The 22080-nt window shown below is 37.9% G+C and carries 23 protein-coding genes; 15 read left to right on the top strand and 8 right to left on the bottom strand.

From position 1 onward, the window contains the following. Positions 1–297 precede the first annotated feature (297 nt). Entirely contained in the window at positions 298–453 is a 156-nt protein-coding gene (locus MSMTP_RS18800) for a hypothetical protein (protein ID WP_156153625.1), read from the bottom strand. 404 nt (positions 454–857) lie between these two features. On the opposite strand from MSMTP_RS18800, the gene MSMTP_RS00885 reads away from it, so the two are divergent. The 11 genes from MSMTP_RS00885 to MSMTP_RS00835 all read left to right on the top strand — a co-directional run bounded on the left by MSMTP_RS00885 (position 858) and on the right by MSMTP_RS00835 (position 13500). Next, the gene (locus MSMTP_RS00885; protein WP_082090443.1) at positions 858–1904 is read left to right on the top strand and encodes a glycosyltransferase family 2 protein; all 1047 of its coding nucleotides are present in this window, start codon (positions 858–860) and stop codon (positions 1902–1904) included. A gap of 56 nt (positions 1905–1960) precedes the next feature. After that, entirely contained in the window at positions 1961–3013 is a 1053-nt protein-coding gene (locus tag MSMTP_RS00880) for a glycosyltransferase family 2 protein (RefSeq protein ID WP_048182368.1), read from the top strand. Positions 3014–3154: 141 nt separating this feature from the next. Next, positions 3155–3538: a PssD/Cps14F family polysaccharide biosynthesis glycosyltransferase gene (gene pssD / locus MSMTP_RS00875; RefSeq protein WP_156153889.1), complete on the top strand. Its 384-nt coding sequence runs from the start codon at positions 3155–3157 to the stop codon at positions 3536–3538. After that, on the top strand, positions 3478–4002 hold the full coding sequence (pssE, locus tag MSMTP_RS00870) for a PssE/Cps14G family polysaccharide biosynthesis glycosyltransferase (protein WP_231582860.1): 525 nt from the start codon (positions 3478–3480) through the stop codon (positions 4000–4002). Before pssD ends, pssE begins: the two co-directional genes overlap by 61 nt. A gap of 35 nt (positions 4003–4037) precedes the next feature. After that, the gene (locus MSMTP_RS00865; protein WP_231582859.1) at positions 4038–5144 is read left to right on the top strand and encodes a glycosyltransferase family 4 protein; all 1107 of its coding nucleotides are present in this window, start codon (positions 4038–4040) and stop codon (positions 5142–5144) included. Positions 5145–5228: 84 nt separating this feature from the next. Beyond that, complete coding sequence (locus MSMTP_RS00860) at positions 5229–6968, top strand: hypothetical protein (protein ID WP_048177176.1); 1740 nt, start codon at positions 5229–5231, stop codon at positions 6966–6968. Positions 6969–7098: 130 nt separating this feature from the next. After that, complete coding sequence (locus tag MSMTP_RS00855; protein ID WP_048177175.1) at positions 7099–8364, top strand: glycosyltransferase; 1266 nt, start codon at positions 7099–7101, stop codon at positions 8362–8364. A gap of 442 nt (positions 8365–8806) precedes the next feature. Next, a complete protein-coding gene (locus MSMTP_RS00850) occupies positions 8807–10297 on the top strand; it encodes a flippase (RefSeq protein WP_048182364.1) in 1491 nt (496 codons plus the stop codon). Further along, entirely contained in the window at positions 10294–11430 is a 1137-nt protein-coding gene (locus tag MSMTP_RS00845; protein ID WP_048177173.1) for a CapA family protein, read from the top strand. The genes MSMTP_RS00850 and MSMTP_RS00845 overlap by 4 nt, the downstream gene beginning before the upstream one ends. Before the next feature lie 81 nt (positions 11431–11511). Continuing rightward, entirely contained in the window at positions 11512–12219 is a 708-nt protein-coding gene (locus MSMTP_RS00840) for a formyltransferase family protein (RefSeq protein ID WP_048177172.1), read from the top strand. A 36-nt stretch (positions 12220–12255) separates the two neighbouring features. Beyond that, positions 12256–13500 carry a hypothetical protein gene (locus MSMTP_RS00835; RefSeq protein WP_048177170.1) on the top strand — a complete coding sequence of 415 codons (1245 nt, stop codon included), beginning with the start codon at positions 12256–12258 and terminating at the stop codon, positions 13498–13500. A 40-nt stretch (positions 13501–13540) separates the two neighbouring features. Here the strand turns inward: MSMTP_RS00835 and MSMTP_RS00830 are convergent, their stop codons facing one another. From MSMTP_RS00830 to rfbC, 5 genes are all read right to left on the bottom strand, one after another. Continuing rightward, positions 13541–14563, bottom strand: coding sequence for a polysaccharide deacetylase family protein (locus MSMTP_RS00830; protein ID WP_048177169.1), 1023 nt, complete (start codon positions 14561–14563; stop codon positions 13541–13543). A gap of 586 nt (positions 14564–15149) precedes the next feature. Beyond that, the gene (locus MSMTP_RS00825) at positions 15150–15866 is read right to left on the bottom strand and encodes a sugar phosphate nucleotidyltransferase (RefSeq protein ID WP_048177168.1); all 717 of its coding nucleotides are present in this window, start codon (positions 15864–15866) and stop codon (positions 15150–15152) included. Further along, positions 15863–16672 (bottom strand): dTDP-4-dehydrorhamnose reductase, encoded by an 810-nt coding sequence (gene rfbD / locus MSMTP_RS00820; protein ID WP_048182361.1) that lies wholly within the window; start codon positions 16670–16672, stop codon positions 15863–15865. Before rfbD ends, MSMTP_RS00825 begins: the two co-directional genes overlap by 4 nt. Beyond that, positions 16645–17601, bottom strand: coding sequence for a dTDP-glucose 4,6-dehydratase (gene rfbB / locus MSMTP_RS00815; RefSeq protein ID WP_048177165.1), 957 nt, complete (start codon positions 17599–17601; stop codon positions 16645–16647). Before rfbB ends, rfbD begins: the two co-directional genes overlap by 28 nt. A gap of 53 nt (positions 17602–17654) precedes the next feature. After that, positions 17655–18206, bottom strand: a complete 552-nt coding sequence (gene rfbC, locus MSMTP_RS00810; RefSeq protein WP_048177163.1) for a dTDP-4-dehydrorhamnose 3,5-epimerase — start codon at positions 18204–18206, stop codon at positions 17655–17657. Positions 18207–18584: 378 nt separating this feature from the next. Here rfbC and MSMTP_RS19575 point away from each other — a divergent pair, with 378 nt between their 5' ends. Next, positions 18585–18740, top strand: coding sequence for a hypothetical protein (locus MSMTP_RS19575; RefSeq protein ID WP_197076117.1), 156 nt, complete (start codon positions 18585–18587; stop codon positions 18738–18740). Between the two features lie 55 nt (positions 18741–18795). Here MSMTP_RS19575 and MSMTP_RS19825 read toward each other — a convergent pair whose 3' ends face one another. Together MSMTP_RS19825 and MSMTP_RS00800 are read right to left on the bottom strand one after the other, a co-directional pair. Next, positions 18796–19197 (bottom strand): hypothetical protein, encoded by a 402-nt coding sequence (locus MSMTP_RS19825; protein ID WP_231582858.1) that lies wholly within the window; start codon positions 19195–19197, stop codon positions 18796–18798. Beyond that, positions 19194–19472 carry a hypothetical protein gene (locus tag MSMTP_RS00800; RefSeq protein ID WP_048177162.1) on the bottom strand — a complete coding sequence of 93 codons (279 nt, stop codon included), beginning with the start codon at positions 19470–19472 and terminating at the stop codon, positions 19194–19196. Before MSMTP_RS00800 ends, MSMTP_RS19825 begins: the two co-directional genes overlap by 4 nt. Positions 19473–20024: 552 nt before the next feature. Between MSMTP_RS00800 and MSMTP_RS19570 the strand changes: the two genes are divergently transcribed. From MSMTP_RS19570 to MSMTP_RS00790, 3 genes are all read left to right on the top strand, one after another. Continuing rightward, positions 20025–20180, top strand: a complete 156-nt coding sequence (locus MSMTP_RS19570) for a hypothetical protein (protein ID WP_197076116.1) — start codon at positions 20025–20027, stop codon at positions 20178–20180. A gap of 340 nt (positions 20181–20520) precedes the next feature. After that, the gene (locus MSMTP_RS00795) at positions 20521–21258 is read left to right on the top strand and encodes a glucose-6-phosphate isomerase family protein (RefSeq protein ID WP_048177161.1); all 738 of its coding nucleotides are present in this window, start codon (positions 20521–20523) and stop codon (positions 21256–21258) included. 91 nt (positions 21259–21349) lie between these two features. Further along, positions 21350–21685, top strand: coding sequence for a glucose-6-phosphate isomerase family protein (locus MSMTP_RS00790; RefSeq protein WP_156153624.1), 336 nt, complete (start codon positions 21350–21352; stop codon positions 21683–21685). Positions 21686–22080 lie beyond the last annotated feature (395 nt).

The raw sequence follows: 22080 nt of genomic DNA, 5'->3' as shown, positions 1-22080 counted from the left end.
CCCGCCTCTCCCCCCGGGAAAGTTTTCCCCTTAGAAAAAATATAGCCTCGGACGTAACTATTTACACTTATTTTAAACCACGGAAGACACGGAAAGCACGGAAGGCTTGTGCCCAGATTTCCTTTATTCCGTGTTTTCCGTGCTTTCCGTGGTTAAACTTTCACCTGAGCCCGGTGAAGGAATCTGGGTATTTGACTATAATTTCTTCCGACCCTTCCTCCTTCCCCTCCTTATTTCCTTTCTATTCTTTCTTTCGTTCTTTCATTCGTTCTTTCATTCGTTCTTTCATTCGTTCTTTCATTCGTTCTTTCGTTCCCTTTCATGATGCTTCCTGCGCTCCTGCTTTTCTACCTCAACCCTTCCGATTGCCTCTTTGCTTTCCTTCCCTTTTTTCCTTTCAATCCGACCTCCCCCGGAGGGCGGGCAACTCCCCTCTTCCAGCCCGAGCCGCATCAAAGCTTCCGGGCCTGTCCGGAGAGAACTCCCTTACTGCGGGAAGTTTTATGGAGTGAAAATAAAATTATTTTGTGCCCTCCTGATTGCCATTATCTTCCAAAAATTATTTTTTATAGAATTGCGATTATATATTGTTTAGTGTGAATAAATATGACACTAAACTACAATTAGTTAGATCATATAACTTTATACACATTTCTTTAACGGCTTGCCCAATACTGTTATAATTTTGAATATATTTTTTATATGAGTTGACATCAATAAATTTAAATACTGCACAACAGTATGCTTTCACAAAAACAAGTTGCTAAGTCTCATCGTATAATCATGATCTGATTAAAATGGTTCAAAATAAGGATATTTACCTGATTATAATTTTGGAAAAGGGGGATGCACTTTAAATGGAAAAAAGCAGTATTTCTTGTGAAAGTTTTCAAGCGAGTGCGCAGAGTTCCGGCCTGACAGCCCAGGCGAGCCCCTACCTCGGCACCCCCATCCTGATCCCTGAAGAAGCCGCTGAGATACCGGTCCCTGTTGAACCGGTCTTCCAGCCCCCCCAGAACATAACCGTAATCCTCCCTGCCTATAACGAGGAAGTTGCCATAGGGAGCATCGTCCTTCTTACCAGGCAGTACGCCGACACCGTGATCGTGGTCGACGACGGAAGTTCCGACCGTACAGCAATGCTTGCGGAAAAAGCCGGAGCCGAAGTAATAGTCCACAAAATAAACACCGGGAAAGGAGGAGCCCTCAAGACCGGTTTCAAAGCAGCCTCCGAACTGGGCGCAGACGTAATCGTCACCATGGACTCCGACGGCCAGCACAACCCCTCGGACATCCCTGACCTTGCAGCCCCCATCCTCGCAAACGCCGCCGAAATGGTAATCGGCAGCCGCTACCTCTCCGGCCATGCCACCGACACCCCTGCCTACCGCCGCGTAGGCCAGACCGTCCTGGACAAAGCCACAACCATGAACTCCGGCGTAGAAGTAACCGATTCCCAGAGCGGTTTCCGCGCCTTTGCCGCCTCCACAGTAAACATCTTCCGCTTCCGCGCAGACGGCATGGCCATAGAAAGCGAAATGCTCGCCGATGCCGGGAACGCCGGCTTAAGGATAAAAGAAGTGGATATAGGGGTAAGGTACGACGTGGACTGCTCGACCGAACACCCGCTCAGGCACGGCTTAGGGGTCCTGGTTAAGATCCTGAAGGATATGGAATTTAACAGGCCGCTGTATTATTTCACTTTCCCGGGGATTGTTATGGGAGGACTCGGAGCTTATATGGGCCTGAGTTTTCTGCGGACTTTCTATTTTGGCGGGGCTTTGCATTTCGGGCCGACGATGCTTATGATTCTGCTTACTATTGTAGGGACGTTTATGGCTTTTACGGGAATTATGCTGCATTCGATGGCACGGCTATTACATGAATCTGTAGCCAGTAGATGATTTCTTGTTTCTGCATTTATCCATTGGCTGACAATTTTGATGCAAGTTTGATTATAATGTCTGGAAAAAACAAATCCGTAAGCATGGTTATACTTTCATACAATAGCAGGGAAGACCTGGAAGAGTGTATCCCCTCTTTAATTTCCCAATCGTATGCTGATTTTGAAATAATTGTAGTGGACAACGCATCTACGGACGGCAGTGAGGAGTTCATAAGAGCCAACTATCCCGAGATAAAGGTAGTCCAGACTGGAAAAAATCTTGGATATCCGGCTGGGAACAATGCGGGTTTTGAGGTTGCTGAGGGAGAATATATTGTAGTTGTAAATCCGGACACTGTCGCAGATCCTGAATGGCTTGCCGAACTCATAAAGCCCCTCAAAAGTGACTCGACTATAACTGCTACGACTTCAAAGATCCTGATCTATTACCAGAAAGACAGGATAAACACATGCGCAAATACAAACCATCATACAGGGCTTACCTTTTGTAGAGGGCTCAATAAACCTGCATCTGAATTCAATAACTGCCAGGAAGTAGGTGCCGTATCAGGATGTTCATTTGCAATAAGAAGTGACATGTTAAAGGACCTCAATGGATTCGATCCTGATTTTTTCCTCTATCAGGAAGATGCGGACCTTTCCTGGAGAATACGTTTTGCGGGAGGTAGAATAATGTATGTTCCGGAGTCTGTAATATATCACAAGTTCAAGTTGTCAATAGCTCCCTGGAAAGAATTTTACCTCGAAAGAAACCGTTACTTGATTTTATTGAAAAACTTTGATTCAAAAACGTTGTTATTATTATTCCCTTCACTTGTAGTAACTGAAATTGTAACCACGAGTCATGCGGTTTTAAATGGTCCAAAATATGTAATGAGTAAACTACTGGCTTACTTCTGGATAATAAAGAATAATAAAAGCATTTTGGCAAAAAGACGTGAAACTCTTTCTAAAAAAAGAATCTCAGATCACGAATTTTTTGAATTTCTGGATTGGAAAATTCCTTTTGAACAGGTTATTGAAAACCCGACAATGAATAGAACTGCTGATTTTGTTTTCAATTCATTTTATGCTTTTCACATGAAGTTAGTAAGAAGAATAGTTTAACCCAAAATTAATATCATAAGAATATTACAATTGATTTATGTAGTGTTGATATCCATTACTTACAATATATTGGACTGGTGTAAAATGAAGATTTGCCTTACCTGCTCCCATGGTGGCCATCTCACTGAAATTCTTCAACTTATGGACGCATTCGAGGATAATGATGTCTTTTTTATAACCTATGAAGGAGCCAGGTCCAGTGAACTCGTCAAAAAGTATACTATGAAAAATCTGGGGATGAATCCCTTCAGGTTCTTGCTCAGTGTTCCAAAGGTATTTGGTATTCTCCTGCGTGAGAAACCCGATATTATCATTTCAACAGGTTCTGAGATTGCAATCCCAGTATTTTATACTGCAAAACTGCTTCGGATAAAAACCATCTTCATTGAAAGCCTGTGCAGAGTCGAAGCCCCTTCTTTAACAGGAAAGATAGTCTATCCTATTTCTGATGTGTTTTTAGTCCAGTGGAAGCAGCTACTCCCCAAATTTGGGAAAAAAGCCCAGTACTGGGGGAATGTGCTTTGATATTTGTGACTGTTGGTAGCCATTATCAGGGTTTTGATAGGCTAGTAAAGAAAATGGATGAGATTGCAGGAAAAATTGATGAAAAAGTAATAATGCAAATTGGGAACACGAAATATAAGCCTGTAAATGCAGAGTATTTTGAATTTGCGGAATATTCAAAGATTCAAAAACTTAATTCTGATGCTCGAATTGTTGTTAGTCATGCAGGAGTTGGGTCGATTTTAACTGCATTGGAACAAAAAACTCACCTTATAATCGTCCCTCGATTAAAAAAATATGATGAAGTGGTGGATGATCACCAATTGGAAATCGCAAAAGAATTGTCAGAAAACCCTAATGTTACGGTTGTTTATGATGTAGAGTATTTGGAAGAGTCTTTAAAAATAGATTTTTCTTTTGTAGAAGAAAGTAGCGGGAATAGACTTGTTCATTCTTTAAAAAACTACATCTTTTCAATTTCTTGATATCTTTCTTGGTTTGATTATATATGAGAATATGTGTGATTACTTCAGCAAATTTCCCCCCTGAAGAAGGAATTGGTAATTTTATTTACAATATGTCAAAGGAATTTATTCGGAAGGGGAATCAAGTTACTATCATTACCCGTGGTTCTTCTTCTAAAATTAAAGAGGAAGATTTTGAAGGCATTCGATTATATAGAGTCCCATTCTTTCCTCTTTATCCCATTCATGTACAAATACATGGAATTTTTGTAAAAAAACTGTTCTCTTCAATTCAGTCCGATTTCGACGTAATACATTTTCATACTCCTCTACCTTCACCTCTAAAAACAAATCTTCCAACAATTACTACTGTGCATACCCCTATGAAAACGGATACTGCAAAGGTAGAGTTAGTGAATCCTTTTTCTGTGGCAGTAAAACTCCAGGGAAAAATTAGCTGCCTGATCGAATCTAAATTATTTAAGATCTCTGATAAAATCACCTCCGTTGCAAGTTCTGTATCCCAGGAGTTAGGTGAATATGGACTAAATCCGAATGATGTAGAAGTCATAGGCAATGGGGTGGATGAAAAACTGTTTTGTCCTATCAAGAACAAGACCAATGAAAAATACATTTTGTATACCGGGAGATTGAGCTACCGCAAAGGGTTATTTGACTTTATAGAATGTGGAGTTAATATATGTTCTCGATATCCTGACATTAATTTCAAACTGACAGGAAAAGGGCCTTTATTCGAAAAACTAAAGAAAATCGTTCAGGAATCAGGTTATGAAAACAGGTTTGAGTTTTTAGGCCATGTCGAAAAAAGCAAGCTAATCGAATTATATCAAAATGCAACCATATTTGTCCTCCCTTCTCATTATGAAGGCCTTCCCACTACCTTGCTTGAAGCCATGTCCTGTGGTCTGCCTGTTGTTGCAACTGCAGTAAGCGGGAATCTTGATGTAATCGAATCAGGTGAAAATGGAATTCTTGTGCCCCTAAAATCCCCGGATAAGATGGCTGAAGCAGTATCTTCTCTTCTGGATGACGAAAACCTGAGAACCGAACTTGGAATCGCAGCAAGAAAAACAATTGAAGAAAAGTTTACCTGGGACGCAATTTCTAACAAAATTCTGGATTGTTACAGTTCTATTGTGTGAAACTTGAAGTTCCAGACCTATAACGTTTTAGTGTTAAAGAAGAACCGGTTCATATAATCTTAATTAAAAAAGCTGAGATCTATTATGAAAAATATAAAATTAAAAATTGTGCCAATACTTTCTTTTGTATTTTCTTTTATGGCCTTAGTATTAATAAGCAGTTCAAAGGTTAATGGCTACGAACATTCTATTTATAGTGGAACGCCTAATTTTTCATTTATATTTCTAATTTTAAGCACTATTTTCGGCGTATATTTAATCCTGACTCAAGAAAATCCGAATTTTATTTTTTGGAGACTAGGTTACCTCAACATACTCCTTAACAATGTAATCTTAATTCTCTTGCCGGTACTAAAAGGTTATGCATTTAACGAACGTTCAGATGTATTAACTCATATCGGGTATGTAATAGACATAAATACAATAGGGCATTTTGATTCTGATAATTTCTATCCAATTACTCATATACTGTTATCTGAAATTTCACAGGTGGCCAATTTACAAGCAATAACAACTTTTAGACTTTCTCCTTCTATTTTCTATGTGATATTTGCATTGAATATGTATTTTTTTGCAAAGTCTATATTTGAAGATAATCGTATAATTTCTATGGTTGTGGCTTCAAGTTCAATTCTTTTTCTTGGAAAATATCAGACCATGATTGTTCCAAATGGTATATGTAACATGTTTTTTCCTTTGGTTTTAGCAATATATTTTAAAAACTTTGAAGTTAAAGCTACTAAATTTGCTATCCCATTAGTCTTATTCTTAATAGTTTTTCCATTTTTCCATCCACTATCATCATTGGCACTTATTTTAGCGTTTATAACTATAGAGATCTCTAAATATGTCCTTTCAAAATTTACTTCTTGCAATAAGGTAACTATCACCCATATTCTGATACTATCCCTCACATTCATAACATGGATTTCTTCATATGTAGTTTGGAGCCGCAGTGTTCGGGGGGTGTTTAATAAACTTTCTAATGAAATAACTGCTACGCCTATAGACGCTATGGTCACAGACTTAACTAAAATTAATATTACTTTGTTAGATTTCATCGAACTTTTTATACGATTATATGGAATTACTATACTATATATATTATTTTCATTTATTGGGATTTATTACATAGCGATTTGTATACATAATAAGGATAATACTTATTATAAAATATCAATACTCGCCTTATGTTTAATTTTCTTCTTAATTTTTTGCATATTGATGTTATTTATTCCACTTGGATTTAGTCCTCTGCGGATAGTGACATATATAAATATCATTTCATTAGTAGTGGGAAGTTTTGGATTATTTAAATTGAGTAAGCAAAAAATTAAAAATCAATATTTGGTGTTTTTATTGCTACTGATCCCTTTGACTATTGGAATTTTTAACATTTATGATTCTCCTTTGGTGATGAAACCCAATCCTCAAATAACTTCTGAAGAATATTGCGGGTGGGGGTGGTTTTTTGATCATAAAGAAGAACATATCCAGGTTAGGGGAATTATGTCTTCTCAGCCGTACAGATTTTTTGATTTTTTACACGGTTTTGAAGGAAGATTGAATAGAAAAGATGTTAATCCGCAAGCTCCATCGGTTCCAGACCATTTTAGTTATAATGAATCTAGCCAAATAGGTGATTCTTATACAAATCCTATATACATCCCACTGTCTACGTATGACAAAAAATTATATGTCGATGTGTGGAATATGGTTGGGAGGTATAATGAAACTGATTTTGAACTACTTGAACGAGATGAAAGTGCATTTCTATTCTATTCAAGTAATGGATTCGACGTGTGGTACATAACTCCTCGATGACTGACAGTAAAATAATTCCAACCGAATGTTGTGTAATTTGATTAAAAGCTCTATACACTTACATTAGTAGTTAATTCCTTTTGGTCGTGTAATAAGATGCTTATAAAAGATGAAAAAAGGAGGTATGGATATGAAAATCTTAGTTCTTACGTCTCATTATCAGCCTGATTTAGGAGCAGCAAGTGTTAGGATGTTTGAGCTTGCTAATCGTTTTTCTTTCCATGAAAATATCCAAAATATTATGGTGATGGTTTATAATCCGCAGTCTAAGGTTGATAACTCTCTTATCGAGAAAGTGAATAAGAAAATTGATATTTTTAGGCCAAAAAACATTTTTCCTACACAATTTCATATATTGCAAATTATAAACCCTCTCACATTTTTTGAATGGGCTGTTTTATGTTTTAAAGAAATTAAAAAATACAATCCTGATATTATTATTTCAACAGCTCCTACACCCCATCCTGCCATCCTTGCTTACTTATGCAATATTTTTTTTAATATCCAATATTGCGTAGATGTCAGGGACAATTGGAGTGGAACTGTTAATGACTTTGCAGAAGAGTTTGATTTTTTCAAGTGCAATGTTATAAAAATATTTAATGTAGTTTTTAGATATTTCTTCCATAAAAGTTTGAAAAATGCTTCACTAATAAGTACTGTTAATGAAAGTCTCAAAGAAGAGATTTCTAAAAATTCTGACTCTGAAATTTTAATTGTGCCGAATGGGATAAATGTATCTGAATTTAATTCTATCAAATCAACATTTGTTAAAAAGAATGTACTAAACAAAAACAAACTTCAAATTAAAGAAGATTCTAAAATTATCTCTTATGTGGGAGATTTGGGAGCGCCTTATCATAAACCTGAAATTTTGTTGAGAGCAATTAAAAATCTGAATGATCGAAATATTCCCGTATCTTATATAATTATCGGAGACGGGAAATCCATAGATACTATCTCTAAGTTGGTTAAAGAATATGAGGTTGGAGAATATGTGTTTTTAGTTGGTAAAAAAGATCATAAGCAGGTAATTGAGCTTTTACTATGTAGTGATTTTGCATTTTATGCATTTCAGCATGGTGCTATACAAGCACAACATGCGATTGGCGTTAAAATCTTTGAATACATCGCATGTGGGCTGCCTATCTTGTCGGTAGCTGACCCCAATTCTGCAGTTTCAAAGTTTATTAGAAATAATAAAATTGGATTGGATATTGATTGGTCAAATGTTGGTATATTAGATAAATTCTTACTTAATTTAATGAATAATTTCGAATACAAGCAGAACATTTTAGATTGCTATAACTCCAATATAGATCTTTTCGATAGAAATGTTGGTATCGATAGTTTATTTTCTTCTATTCAAAAATTACACTACCAATTTTCAGGGTAAATTCACTGTGATACTTAGGACTCGTCACAGAATAACCTCTGCATATCTCCAATTGTACATCTTGATTTTCAAGATCAAGGTCGCCAATCGAAGTTCCAATTTATAATAAGTTGCATGGGTTATTTCGTTGCGGGCACTTAGGGAGGGCAACCTTCGTTATAGCTCATAAATTAATATCAAGAGATCAAAAACCTGAATTTATTGAATGAAACCTATGTTCCGGATTTTAGGCACACAAAAACCGCTTGATGCTGAATTATCAGCTTAAACCTAAATACTTCATCTCCAGCTTCAAATTCCAAAACTGCAGTCAAATGACATAACAGATTTGCGGAAACATGGATATGCGCTTAAAATTTTGGAACTAAGGATAAATAGAAGGAAATGTGACAAAGGAAAATTAATTATAATCTTGTTTTTGTTTTTTAAAAATGTGATCTTGATGCCATATAGAAAATTCATAAAAGATGTTGGGCTAATAGGAATCACTCAGGCTCTAATAGGTCTGGGTGGCTTTTTTTTGCTTCCAGTAATCACAAAAACGCTGGGATCTTATGATTATGGGATCTGGGCACAAATAAATATTACTGTGTCTCTATTATCCCCTCTCGCTCTTATGGGCCTATCTATGGGAGTTGTAAGATTTCTCTCTTCGGAAAAAGATATAGAAAAAATAAGGGAAGGATTTTTTTCTGTAATATTTTTTGTTGCTTTCACCGGCTTATTAATATCTATAGTGGTATTTCTATTATCTGATTTCTTGGCTGCAAGTATATTCAAAGATATCAGTACATCAGGTTTCATAAAAGTGGGAGCTTTTTTGATTCTTTTAAGTGCAATTGATCAAATTTCAATTTTTTATTTCAGAGTATCCCGACAGACCGAAACATTTGCCTTTTTAACTTTATTTCAGACATTAGGGCAACTCATTTTGATTTTATCGTTTCTCTTAATGGGATTCGGATTGTTTGGAGTTATATCGGCTGTATTAATTGTTCAAGGATTATTGTTCATAATTTCTACTTACAAGATTGTATCCCAGATAGGTTTTGGAATCCCAAAATTTAATCAGATTGGTGAATATTTGAAATACTCTGCACCATTAACTCCAAATTCTCTCATCAGATGGATCACCGATTCAAGTGATAGGTATATGGTCAGTTATTTCCTGGGATTAAGTCAGGTTGGGATTTATTCAGCTTCATATGCTATCGGAAGTCTTATCCAATTGTTTATTACACCGATCCAATTCATTCTGTTTCCAGAACTTTCACGTTTGTTTGATGAAGGGAAAAGTGATGAGGTGAAGGTTTATTTAGGTAATTCAATGAAATATTTCCTTTTAATAGCGATTCCTGCTGTTTTTGGATTATCTGCACTTGCAAAGCCTATGTTGGAAATTCTTACAACCCAAGAATTCATTTCAGGAAGTATTGTTATTCCTTTTATTGCCTTATCAGGACTTTTATCAGGTATTTTTCAGATAGTTATTAATATTACACATCTTGTGAAAAAAACAAAATTCAATTTATATATCCATATTTTTGCTGCCTTGTTAAACATAGTTTTCAATTTTTTGTTGATTCCGTCAATTGGAATTGTTGGAGCAGCAATTGCTACTTTAATTTCATACACATTAATGGTAATAGTCTGTATCCTTGTTTCTTTTAAGCATATTGAATTCAATCTAAATTTCGGCTTTATTTTGAAAAGTATCATGGCCTCTTCAATTATGTTCGGAGTTATTTTTTGTTTAAATCCTTCTAATATTATGGGCCTTTTCGGTTCAGTATTATTGGGTGCATTCGTTTATCTTGCGATAATGATTTTGATCAAAGGGATTAGTAGAAATGAATTAAATTTGATAAAAAATTTCAGTATTAATATCAGAAATATGATTTCTAATAAAATTATAAAAGGAGATCTTAGATGAAAGTAGTTTTTACAGGTGATTTGTTTTTAGGTGGGGATCTTCTAAATAAGTCCGCTGAATCAATTGTTTATTCTAATACATTTACAGGTGCCGATAAAAAAATTGTAAATCTCGAGCAACCGATAAGTGACAATGACCTCATTGCAGACAAGTGTACACTACACACGGGTTCGTTTGCAATTAAACAATTAAAGCAATTAAATGTAGATGCTGTTAATCTGGCTCATAATCATATCCAGGATAAAGAAAAAGAGGGAATTGTAGAAACAGTTGGTCATTTGGACAATTCTTATATCGGGCATTTTGGGGCTGGAAAAGATATTTTTGAAGCACAAAAACCATACTGGATTGCTTCAAATTTATGTATTTTAGGTTCTTGCGAATTTGGACGTCCTTACTTAAAACAAATTCAAGTCGCAACAGATCAGGAACCGGGCATAAATCCATTAAGATATGAGTCAATAGTACACAATCTTAATCAATTACCAGAGGGCACAAAAGCTGTCCTTTATTTTCACTGGGGAAGGGAACACGTCTGGCTCCCCCCAGTTCATGACATTGAATTAGCAAAAAAATTATTAGAAGATGAGAGAGTATTACTAATTGTTGGGATGCACTGCCACCGTGTTCAGGGATATGTGGAACACAAAGGAAAAAGAGCATATATGAGTCTTGGTAATTTTTTATTTCCTAATTTTTTTATATCCCCTCCCACTCAAATTGCGTATCCTGAGATCTTACCTGAAAAATATATGATTACTAGGCAGTATCATAACGTTAGTAAGCTGACTTATAAAAAGTGGCGAGTTGCAAATCGTGTTTCATTAATCCTGGAATATGATTCTGAAACTCAAAATGTTAGGCATGTTCCTCTGATTCAAGAAGATGATGAACCAAAAGTTCAAGAATTATTAGGGATTTCAAAAAAAATTTTGTTATCGTGGATTTCATTTTTATCGCAGGTTTACAAGCTTCCTTATGCCTTGTACAATCCGTTGGAAAATATAAATTCATTTATCGTTTACAAATTATGGAGAAGTCAAATTTTTATATTTCAAATGAGGCAATATGGGCTAAGTTACTGTATGAAAAAAGCAGTACCTTTTTTGAAAAGTTGGTTAAATAGATATTAAGGAAAGGAAGTAATGAACAAAGTATTTAAGGTCAAATCAAGCCATTAATGCTATTTATCAAATATTTTAAAGGGGATAAATATGCTTGCATCGAATAATAAAAAAAATGTAATTTTCCTAGCACCTTCTTCAGCTATAAAGCCATTTATCGTGGCTCAAAATGTCTTGAAAAATGAAATCTATAACAGGTTTTACGATACAAAATTTGTTGTCGATACAAAAAATGGAAAATTAGTCGATTACTTAAATAAAAACAAAATCCAGTATGAATCCATTGAGAATTCAGGAGCAATGGGGTCTGCTATAGCTTCCTTATTACGGGGCTCAAAAAATGTTGACATTATTGTGTCTTGTGGATGGGGTAAAAAGATCCCAAACGATATTATTAAAATGCCTGAAATAGCTGCGATCAATTGTCATAGTTCTTACTTGCCTGATTACAAAGGGGGCAGTGTCTATCTGTATCAATGGGCAAATTTAGAAAAACATGGGGGGGCAACAATTCATTTTTTAAGCAGTGAATTTGATTCAGGAAACATTATATGTCGTAAAAAATTTGAAATCAAGGTCAAAGATTCTCCGGATGATATTCTGATAAAAGCTTCAGAACTAACGGCTGATTTATTATTGGAAGCTATCGAATTACTGGAGAAAGGATACAAAGGTTTTGATAATAAAGGAGGTAGATACTTCATGAAAACTCGTTTCTTAACTTTACGCTTACACAGAATTACAAATCTTCTTTTAAGTTTATTTTCGGATAAAAGATGGCGGACTCGTTGGAAATAAAAATCGTTTTAATCTCTGAAAGTATAGGTAAGGAATATGAAGTTAAAAAAAACAAACCCTGCGATTATTTTTAATTGTTATTTTAATGGTCTAAGTATAATTCAGGAATTAGGCAAAAATAAGATAAAATGTATAGCAATGGACTGTGTCCGTGATATAGGAACTTTTTCGAAATATGCCAAGTACCAAAAATGTCCCGATCCATTAGAAAATGAAGATGGTTTTGTTCATTTCCTATATGATTTTTGCAAAAAACTAGATTCTAAACCAGTTCTTTTCCCAACCAATGATCACTGGGCTGTAGCCATTTCCAAGAATAAAAAATTGCTATCTGAGGTTTCAATTCCTGTTGTAGCAGATTGGGAAGCAGTAAAAATCTTAATTAACAAAGATCTATTTTACGAAATTGGGACTAAAAATAATTATTTGACTCCTCGTTCTTGGAACCTTGATGATTTAAATAACTTAAATGAGGATAATTTTCCTATTGTGGCAAAACCGATTTATAGAAGGATCTCTTCTAATGAGGATCTAAAATATATCACTGAAAATATGGATAGATTAAGGTTTAATGTTCTCAAAAATAAAGACGAGTTAAATGCTTTTATTAAAAGAGAAGAGAAATTTATCAATAAACTCATTTTTCAAGAGTACATTAATGGAATGTCTGACCGTATGTATACTGTTGGTATCTATGCAAATGATTGTTCTGAGATCCTGGGTTTGTTTACAGGGCACAAGGTAAGAGGCTATCCTGCTGATAGCGGTGATTGTGTCGTCGGCGAATGTATGAAAGTTCCTGATTATGTAATTGAAAATACAAAAAAAATAGTGAAAGATCTTAAATACTCAGGAATTGCCGAATTCGAATACAAAAAAGATTCAATTTCCGGTGAATTTAAATTAATTGAAGTAAATCCCAGACCTTGGTCATGGATAGGTATTACACCCGCCTGTGGAGTTAGCCTGCCCTTAATAGCTTATAAAGATTCATGTGGGGAAAAAGTAGAGTTTATTGAAAGCAATTTAAAAGACCATTCTGTAAAGTATGTGAAAATAGTTCCGGATTTCTTTAATTGTAATAGGAACTATAAAAAAGATTATCATAAGTGGACGATGTCTTTTTCTGAGTGGATAAACGATCTAAATACAGAAAAGATAGTTTTTGCAGAATTTAATGCTGGAGATTGGATCATATCAATCAAAGTATTGTATGATACCTTAGTTGGAATATTGGGAGCTCTCAGGAATTCGATTTTTAAACATAAAAATACTAAGTAATCTTTTTTAATCTAATTTTTTTAACTCGCTATTTATCAGGTTATTGCCACACTTCATATATTTCTTTGCCACTTGTTAACCATGCGTTTTTCTCTGAGCAATACTTCAATATCTTCTTATAGTATTCTAAATTTTCTTCCTGCATGTGTGTATTGTGCCATAAGATTGTAATTACTCCGTTACACTTCTCGACAGTATCAATAAGGTTTTTTGTTAATTCCCATGCTTTTTTAAAATCAAGGCGCATATAGTCTTTTAATAAAGTAGAATCCATAATTGTTAGAGGAATCTCCAGAATATCAATCTGTTGTCCAGTATTTACATTAAAGGGTTTGAACGGATGGCACATTCCATTCCTAAATCCTGCACAATCAGCATATCCAAATGTAGAATCGTATTTAAAGCCTGCTTTGCTCAATAATTCCCAAGTATTCGGTGTCTCAAATTTTAAGTAATGATTTCTGTATCCGACTACTTCTTTCCCGAGAACCTTTTCAAGCTTTTGCTTTTTTTTCTTGATATCTTCAAGGTTGTTATAAGATTCATGCCCTCCGTGAAGTCCAACTTCCCATCCATTATCTGATATAGTCTTTAATTCATCTTCGATATCCTCTATCTTATAATTATAGTCGCTCTCCCCTTGATTAAGAGTTAAGAAATAAAAGCTGGATTTTGCATCATATTTCGCTTCTAGTTCCATTATTTCTTTAAAATTCCAGAACGGATTTCGTTTCTTGTTAATTCTAGAACAGGAAATTTTTATGGCACTTGCCAAATTTCCTTTTACAAAAGCTCTTGAGGCTTCAAGTACTGGGTATAATCTACTAGGACGAATAATATCAATGTCGTGTGTAAGGCAGACCGCAAACTGTTTTTCGTCTGGATACTGTGGTCTCAGGCCATTTTCTAATAGAAATTTGGAAACTCTAGGGTCAAAGATATCTCTCTGGCTGCTTAGATAGTACGGAAACCTCTCATACATGTCGCGAAAGGTTAGGTCGTATTCTTCCTTTCTGGTAAAAAGGTCCCAGAGCTCCTCGTTTTCTTTTAATTTCTTATACATTGTGCTCTTCCTTTTTACATAATTCTACAAAATTATATATTTACTTTTTAAGCTGTAGTTTACTAAAGTTTTACGTATGAGGGAATTAGGAGAGGAGATCAAACGAGCATGAGATCATTTTGGCTTTCAATGAATTTACCCGGTTCAACTACGTTCCTTTCACTCACAATAGTTGGATTCACTTTTTCGGTAAGCTCTTTTAACCGATAAGCCTTTTTCTCAAAATACGCACCTTATTCCGTAAAGTCAATACAGAATCCGCATCTCTGGAAACCTCTCCAGTGATCTGAAATCTCTACAATCGGATAATTCAAAATATACTAACTTTAATCTTAATTCCCGCATATAGATAGAGATCCCTATCAGGTTCTAAGCGTGTGTTTTTCACATTCTCTTATTATAGGGCTCATTTTAATGATCTTGGGCCTTGTGCCGAGAATAATTGCAATCTTCATATTTTTACCGCATCCTTGCCGGAAAATATTCTCTAATTAATCTATGAATCTATGTTCCATTCTTAGAATTTCTTACTCTTGTATGAAATTGACAAAATCGCTAATAATTTTATAATTTTTGGCATTATACTCTAGGAGTCTTTTTCTCTACTTTGCTTTACCATCATACTTGCTCTTAATAAACTCTCAAAAGTCCCTGCATCACTCCAGAAACCCTCAAGAACCCCGTACTCCATGGCCCCTTTGCTTATGTAATAATTATTTACGTCCGTTATCTCAAGTTCACCTCTTCCGGAAGGCTTGAGTGTTTTAATTGCATCAAAAACATCAGAGCCATAAATATAAAGCCCGGTAACTGCAAAATTGGTTTTTGGCACTTTTGGTTTTTCCTCAATGCCTATTACTTTCTCACCCTTCAATTCGGCTACTCCAAACCTCTGAGCATCGGTGACTTCTTTTAAAAAGATCCTGGCACCACCATTGAAGTTTGCAACATCCTTCTCGATGTTGTCCTGGAAGATGTTATCTCCTAAAATAACAGTTACACTGTCCCCATCAACAAAATCCTCGGCTAGGCTAAGTGCCTGGGCAATACCTCCTGCTTTTTCTTGAATTTCATAGGTAAAATGAACTCCAAAATCTACCCCGGAACCTAAAAGTTCAAGAAAATGCCCTGCATGCCCTCTGCCAGACACGATCATGATGTCTTTTATTCCGGCATTTATTAGAGTCTCCATCGGGTAGTAGATCATTGGTTTGTCATAAACCGGCAAAAGGTGTTTGTTAGTCACTTTGGTAAGAGGATACAGTCTGCTGCCGGTACCGCCTGCAAGTATTACGCCTTTCATGCTTTTCTCTCCTTCAAATAGGCTTTAAGTGCTTCTTTCCAGTGCCTCATGGGTTCGGTTTTAGTGTTTGTCAGAACTGAGTACTCAGGACGTTTCGCTTTTCTTGGGAATTCTTCACTGGTACAGGGAATTACGTTATCGATAATAGAAGAGGCAAATTCATACCAGGAACATATTCCATCATTTGTAATGTGATAGATTCCGGGGTCGAGTTCAATTATTTCTTTTATTTTAGTGGCTATGTCCATCGTATAGGTGGGTTTGCCAAACTGGTCATTGACAACCTTTACTGTATCCATTTCTCTGGATAATCTCAGCATGGTTTCAACAAAGTTGTTCCCATTGATTCCAAAAAGCCAGGAAATTCTTACAATCCTGTAATCATTCATATTCTCAATGATTTTCTTTTCACCGAGAAGTTTTGAGTGCCCATATACATTGATCGGATTTGTGGTATCTGACTCTACATACTCTTTTTTGGATCCGTCAAAAACGTAGTCCGTGCTGAAGTGGACAAGCTTCGCTCCAGCCATAGAACAGGCTTCTGCAATGTATCCAGGGCCGTATCCATTAACCTGAAAGGCAAGCTCCTGGGAATCTTCGCAGCCATCCACATTTGTGTAGGCAGCTGCATTTATGACAAGCTCAGGTTTTATTTTTTGAATAGATTCGATAACCTGCTCTCTGTCTGTGATGTTAAGATCCTTATGTGTCAGTTTCATAGCATCGGGAAAGACTTTGCAGAGGTCCGAACCGAGCATCCCAGTGGAGCCGATGATCAACGTTTTAATGGTTCCCACCACCATTTGTTTTCAACGTACCAGCTGACTGTCTGTTCCAGGGCAGTGTCAAAATCATATCTGGGTTTCCAGCCCATTTTTTCCAGTTTGCTGCCGTCAAGGGAGTACCGGAAATCGTGGCCTTTTCTATCTTCAACATACTCGATTGAAGACTCGTCTTTGCCGAGCATTTTAAGGAGGACGTGAGTGATTTCGAGGTTAGTTAGTTCATTTCCGCCGTCTATGTTGTAGATTTCCCCGCTGCTGCCGGAATGGAGGACAAAGTCTACTGCAGAACAGTGGTCTTCAACATGAATCCAGTCCCGGATGTTCAGGCCGGTGCCGTAGACGGGGACTTTCTTTCCTTCCATTAATCGGCTGATGAAAAAAGGAATTAATTTTTCAGGGTACTGGTAGGGGCCGAAGTTGTTTGTGCATCGGGTTATGCATACTGGAAGACCGTAGGTTGTGTAGTAGGACATTGCAAGGAGGTCGGAACCTGCTTTGCTTGAGGAATAGGGGCTTGAAGGGGCAAGGTTGTCTTTTTCGGTAAAAGAACCTTCCATGGTGCTTCCGTAAACTTCATCAGTTGAAACATGAATGAACTTTTTGATGTCATTTGCAAGGGAACTCTGGAGCAGGGTGTTTGTGCCGAGCACGTTTGTCCTGACAAAAACCGAACCGTCTTCAATTGAACGGTCTACGTGGCTTTCGGCTGCGAAGTGGACAACCTGATCTGCGTTTTTCATTACTTCATTCACAATGACAGGGTCGCAGATGTCGCCTTTTATGAAGGAATAATTAGGGTTCTCTTCGATATCTTTCAGGTTTTCAGGATTTCCCGCATAGGTCAGTTTGTCAAGGTTTACAATTTCATAATCAGGATATTTTTCCAGCATGTAATGGATGAAGTTGCTGCCTATGAATCCACAGCCGCCAGTTACCAGCAGTTTCAATTTGCTCACCTTCCGGGTTGGTACAATTTTTAATATTAGATAATAATCAGGAATCAGAAGTTCATTTCGGCGTTTTCCAGTTTCGGGAGGAGTTTATCCTTTTCCGAGAGGACAATTTTCTCTTCCGGCATTTTCCAGTCGATGTCGAGGGAAGGGTCATTGTAGATTATCCCACCTTCGGTTTCTGGGTGATAGTACTCGTCGCACTTGTAAGTAAAAACGGCAGTTTCACTCAGGACGGAAAAGCCGTGGGCAAAACCTTTTGGGATCAGGAACTGTCTCTTGTTTTCAGCGGAAAGTTCAACTCCTACCCATTCCCCGAAAGTCGGTGAATCTTTCCTCAGGTCAACAGCAACGTCGTATACGCATCCTTCCAGAACCCTCACAAGTTTTGCCTGGCTATAGGGAGCTAACTGGTAATGGAGCCCCCGGACCACGCCATAGGATGATTTTGATTCATTGTCCTGGACGAAATTGTATTCCTTTCCAATCAGACCGTCCAGGATCTTTTTGTTATAGCTTTCAAAAAAGTATCCCCGGTCGTCAGCGAAAACTCTTGGCTCCAGAATAAAAAGGTCTTCTATTTTGGTTTTTATCAGGTTCATAGGTTTTGCCTCACTTGGTTTTTATAATCTCTGGCCTTGTGCCGAGGATGATCGCGATTTTCATGAGTTTCACTTAATTTATTAATAAAGATGAGTAATACAAATATCCAAATTTTTAGTATGATACACTTTATAATTATTTAAGTGATTTGGTTAATCCGGATAGCCCTCCTTTAAAGTTTCGATCCGTAAAAAGGTATTCGTGCGGGGGAAAGGGCGTGGTGCGGTTTGGCTGCGGTTGCCCGGGAAGTTCCTTGAGGAGACCGCCCACTGGACAAATATAAAAATAAAGTTTTGAGAAATTTTTTTATATGGTAAAGAAGTAACAAACACCCATAGTTTTTTGTTTTTTAAAGTCTACTTCTGGGTGATGTGTACATGGATCATGTAAAAAAAGTCTGCCCCATTTGCGGCAGAGAGTTCTTTGTTCTGGAAAATGTGGCAGAAAAGGCGGTTTACTGCACTCTCGAGTGCCTGGAAAAGGCTCAGGAAGGTTCGGGGGTTCGGGAAGAGTTTTTGGTTGCCGGAGAGTAAGCTTTGCGAGAGGGAAGCTTGCGGTTTGCAGGGGAGAGGTTGGAGTGCAATTCGGTTATGGTCGTTCCGGGGAAGTGTTCGCTGGAGCCCACCGACCGGCGAAATATAAAAAAGGAGTTTTTAAAATTTCGTCCGCTTGAGGGAGTGCAACGACCGAAACGGACCCCGTGCTGTTGCACTTACAGTGCAACTCCCAGAAAATCTCCGATTTTCTGTGATCCCGAAGCGGAACTCGGGCTCTAAACAGGTTTGTTATTCCGTAACTGGTTTTGTATTCAGCAGGAATCAGTTTTTTGGCAATTGGCTGCCCATAGTGGATATTTTCCTTTAACAGTTCCACCTTCTGAAGGAACGAATTAAGGATTGCCTCTTCTTGCTTTGAGCCTGAGGCTTTGTTCATGAGATCCTGATATGCATCTGCAGCTTCAGGGGCAAGGATTACCCTGACATATTTCATAGTTCGAGTCCCTGGACCACTGCCTTTCTCAAGTTTTCATTCCTGCTGTGAATCCAGGTTATTCCCTTTATCCCAACAGCAATTTTATTACTTTGTTCCAGATAATCCAGGATGACCATCAGAGTATTGTGGTTAACCTGTCTTGGTAGCATTTTCTTGAGATCTGCAACTGTTACAACACTTTCCGGGCTGTTTTTCAGGGTGTCTTCTACCATGAGAATAGTATTAAGAGTCGGGGATGGTTTTGCCTTCCCGGAATTTAACGCTTCTGCCATTTCTTTGCCTCCGGTAGATTTGCAATAGGCTCTGACATTTTGTTTTTCAAGTACATTTGCGTAACAAAAAGTTATTGATTAATAACTAATTGATATCTATTAATATTTATATCCTCTCGTAAGGCTATCAAATAGTTCTTAAGAAATCTTCAGAGTCCCGGTCCTTGTTTTTTTCGAATCGTAGTTTGGGTGGATGGACTGAATGGACTGGATGGACTGAAAAGGCTGTAATGCCTGGACAAAAGTTAATATGCTCTTCCGGAACACCTTTTTTTCTGATTGCTTTTCACTTCCCGGGGCTCTCACCGGGTGCCGGAGGCAGCCGGCCTTTCCCTGAAAATTAATAGAAGACTGCTGAAGTGTAAATTTCAAAAAAGATTTTAAGACGTTTTTTAATTAATTTTTGATCCCTGTTGTTCCGGTTTAGTGTTCGCAGGTGCCCGCTGACAGGCTAAAAATAATGATCAAGTATTGGCGATTATATTATATATGTTAAAGTATTAAACATATACAGTTTTTTAATATTTAATATCTACTTCGGGTGATGTATTTATGGATCATGTAAGAAAAATCTGCCCCGTTTGCGGCAGAGAGTTCTTTGTTCTGGAAAATGTGAAAGAAAAGGCGGTTTACTGCACTCTCGAGTGCCTGGAAAAGGCTCAGGAAGGTTCGGGGGTTCGGGAAGAGTTTTTGGTTGCCGGAGAGTAAGTTTTGGGAGGGAGTTTGCGGTTTGTGGGGTAGAGGTTGGGATGTAGGGTTACGGTTGTTTGGGGAAGTGCATGAAGGTGCCCCCCGACCGGTGAAATATAAATAATGGGTTTTGAAAATGTGAGGTTTCTCAGGTCTCGGGTCGGGTCCCGGGGATAATTGCTGTTTTCATTAGTTTCCGATTCAAAAGCACTTTCTCCCCACCTGTTTTGACAAATACTCAAAGAGTCTTTATAACATTAATATAAATATAACTTCCATATAAAATTTTCATATCTGAAGAAGTTATGGGATGCAGATCAAAAAGGTTGTTGTTTTAAGCGGATTATGAGGGCAAAAGATGGAAAATACGTTGCAATTTGGGGAAACGATCAGGGAGCCCGATGTCCGGATGCTCTCCGACATGAAAGACGTCCTTGCTGACAAGGCCTGGTTCCGGACAGCAGGGGACTTTGAGCTCTATTATATGTACCGGGAACTTTCCCGGACCGAATCCGACCTTCAGAGCATGCGAAAAGCCGGGCTCCGCTATGACATCACGGTTATCCCGCCTGCCCGCCTGGGAAAAGAGTTCGTAAAGACCAAAGGGCATTACCATCCCATAGTTCCGGGGGCAAAGGTCTCGTATCCTGAGATCTACCAGGTGCTCGAAGGAGAGGCTGTCTATCTCCTACAACAGGCGGAGGGGGAAAACGTCCTGGACGCTGTTGTTATAGAGGCTGAAAAAGGGGATGTGGTAATTGTGCCTCCGGGATACGGGCATATCAGCATCAACAGGTCCGAAACTGTCCTGAAGATGGCTAACTGGGTCTGCACCGACTTTTCCTCTGTTTATGAGCCTATCAGGAAGGCCGGGGGTGGAGCTTACTACCTGCTTGAGGGTGAAGGGTTCGTTCCGAATTCTAATTATGTTTCCTTGCCTGAAATCAGGCGGCTTGAACCTGTGGAACCTGAGCTTCTGGGGCTTGAGAGGAGAGAGGATATGTATGGGCTCGTAAATGAGCTTGAGAAATTAAGGTTCTTGAAGGAGCCACAGGAGTTTGAGGAGTTTTTCGAGGAGACTTTTGAGGAGAATTGATTGTATTCGGTAAAGGTTGCTTGGGGGGAGTTTTCTGAGCAGTCCGCCGACTGATAAAAAATAGAAATAAAGTTTTGAATTAGTAGTCCTCTTGAGGGAGCGAAGCGAGCGAAAAGGACCCCGTGCTCCCGAAGCGGAACTCGGGATGGCCAACTGGGTCTGCACCAGTTTTTCTTCTGTTTATGAGCCTATCAGGAAGGCCGGGGGCGGAGCTTATTATCTGCTTGAAGGTGAAGGGTTCGTTCCGAATTCTAATTATGTTTCCTTGCCTGAAATCAGGCGGCTTGAGCCTGTGGAGCCTGAGCTTCTGGGGCTTGAGAGGAGAGAGGATATGTATGGGCTCGTAAATGAGCTTGAGAAATTAAGGTTCTTGAAGGAGCCTCAGGAGTTTGAGGAGTTTTTTGGAGAGGTTTTTGAGAAGAATTGATCGGATCTCCGAACGTAAATATTTACACTTGATTTATAACCACGAAAGACACGGAAAGCACGGAAGGATTGTGCCCCAATTTCCTTTATTCCGTGCTTTCCGTGCTTTCTGTGGTTAAACTTTCACCTGGGATTGGTGAAAGAATTTGGGTCTTTGACTATTGATTTAGTAAAAGTTGTTTAGGGAAGTTTTCGGAGCTGCCCGCCGACCGGCTAAATATAAAAAAAGAGTTTTGAAAATATTAGGTGTTCGGGTTCTCGAATCAAAGTTCTGTTGGATAAGAGCTGATTTTTCATTCCGGAAAAACCGTATTTTGGGTTGCTTTTCACTTCCCGGGGCTCTCACCGGGTGCCGGAGGCAGCCGGCCTTTCCCTGAAAATTATTAAAAGATTGCT

Source organism: Methanosarcina sp. MTP4 (genome assembly GCF_000970045.1).
Lineage (GTDB): Archaea > Halobacteriota > Methanosarcinia > Methanosarcinales > Methanosarcinaceae > MTP4.
The sequence above is the reverse complement of the archived record's forward strand: the minus strand, read 5'-3'. Positions and strand labels throughout refer to the sequence as shown.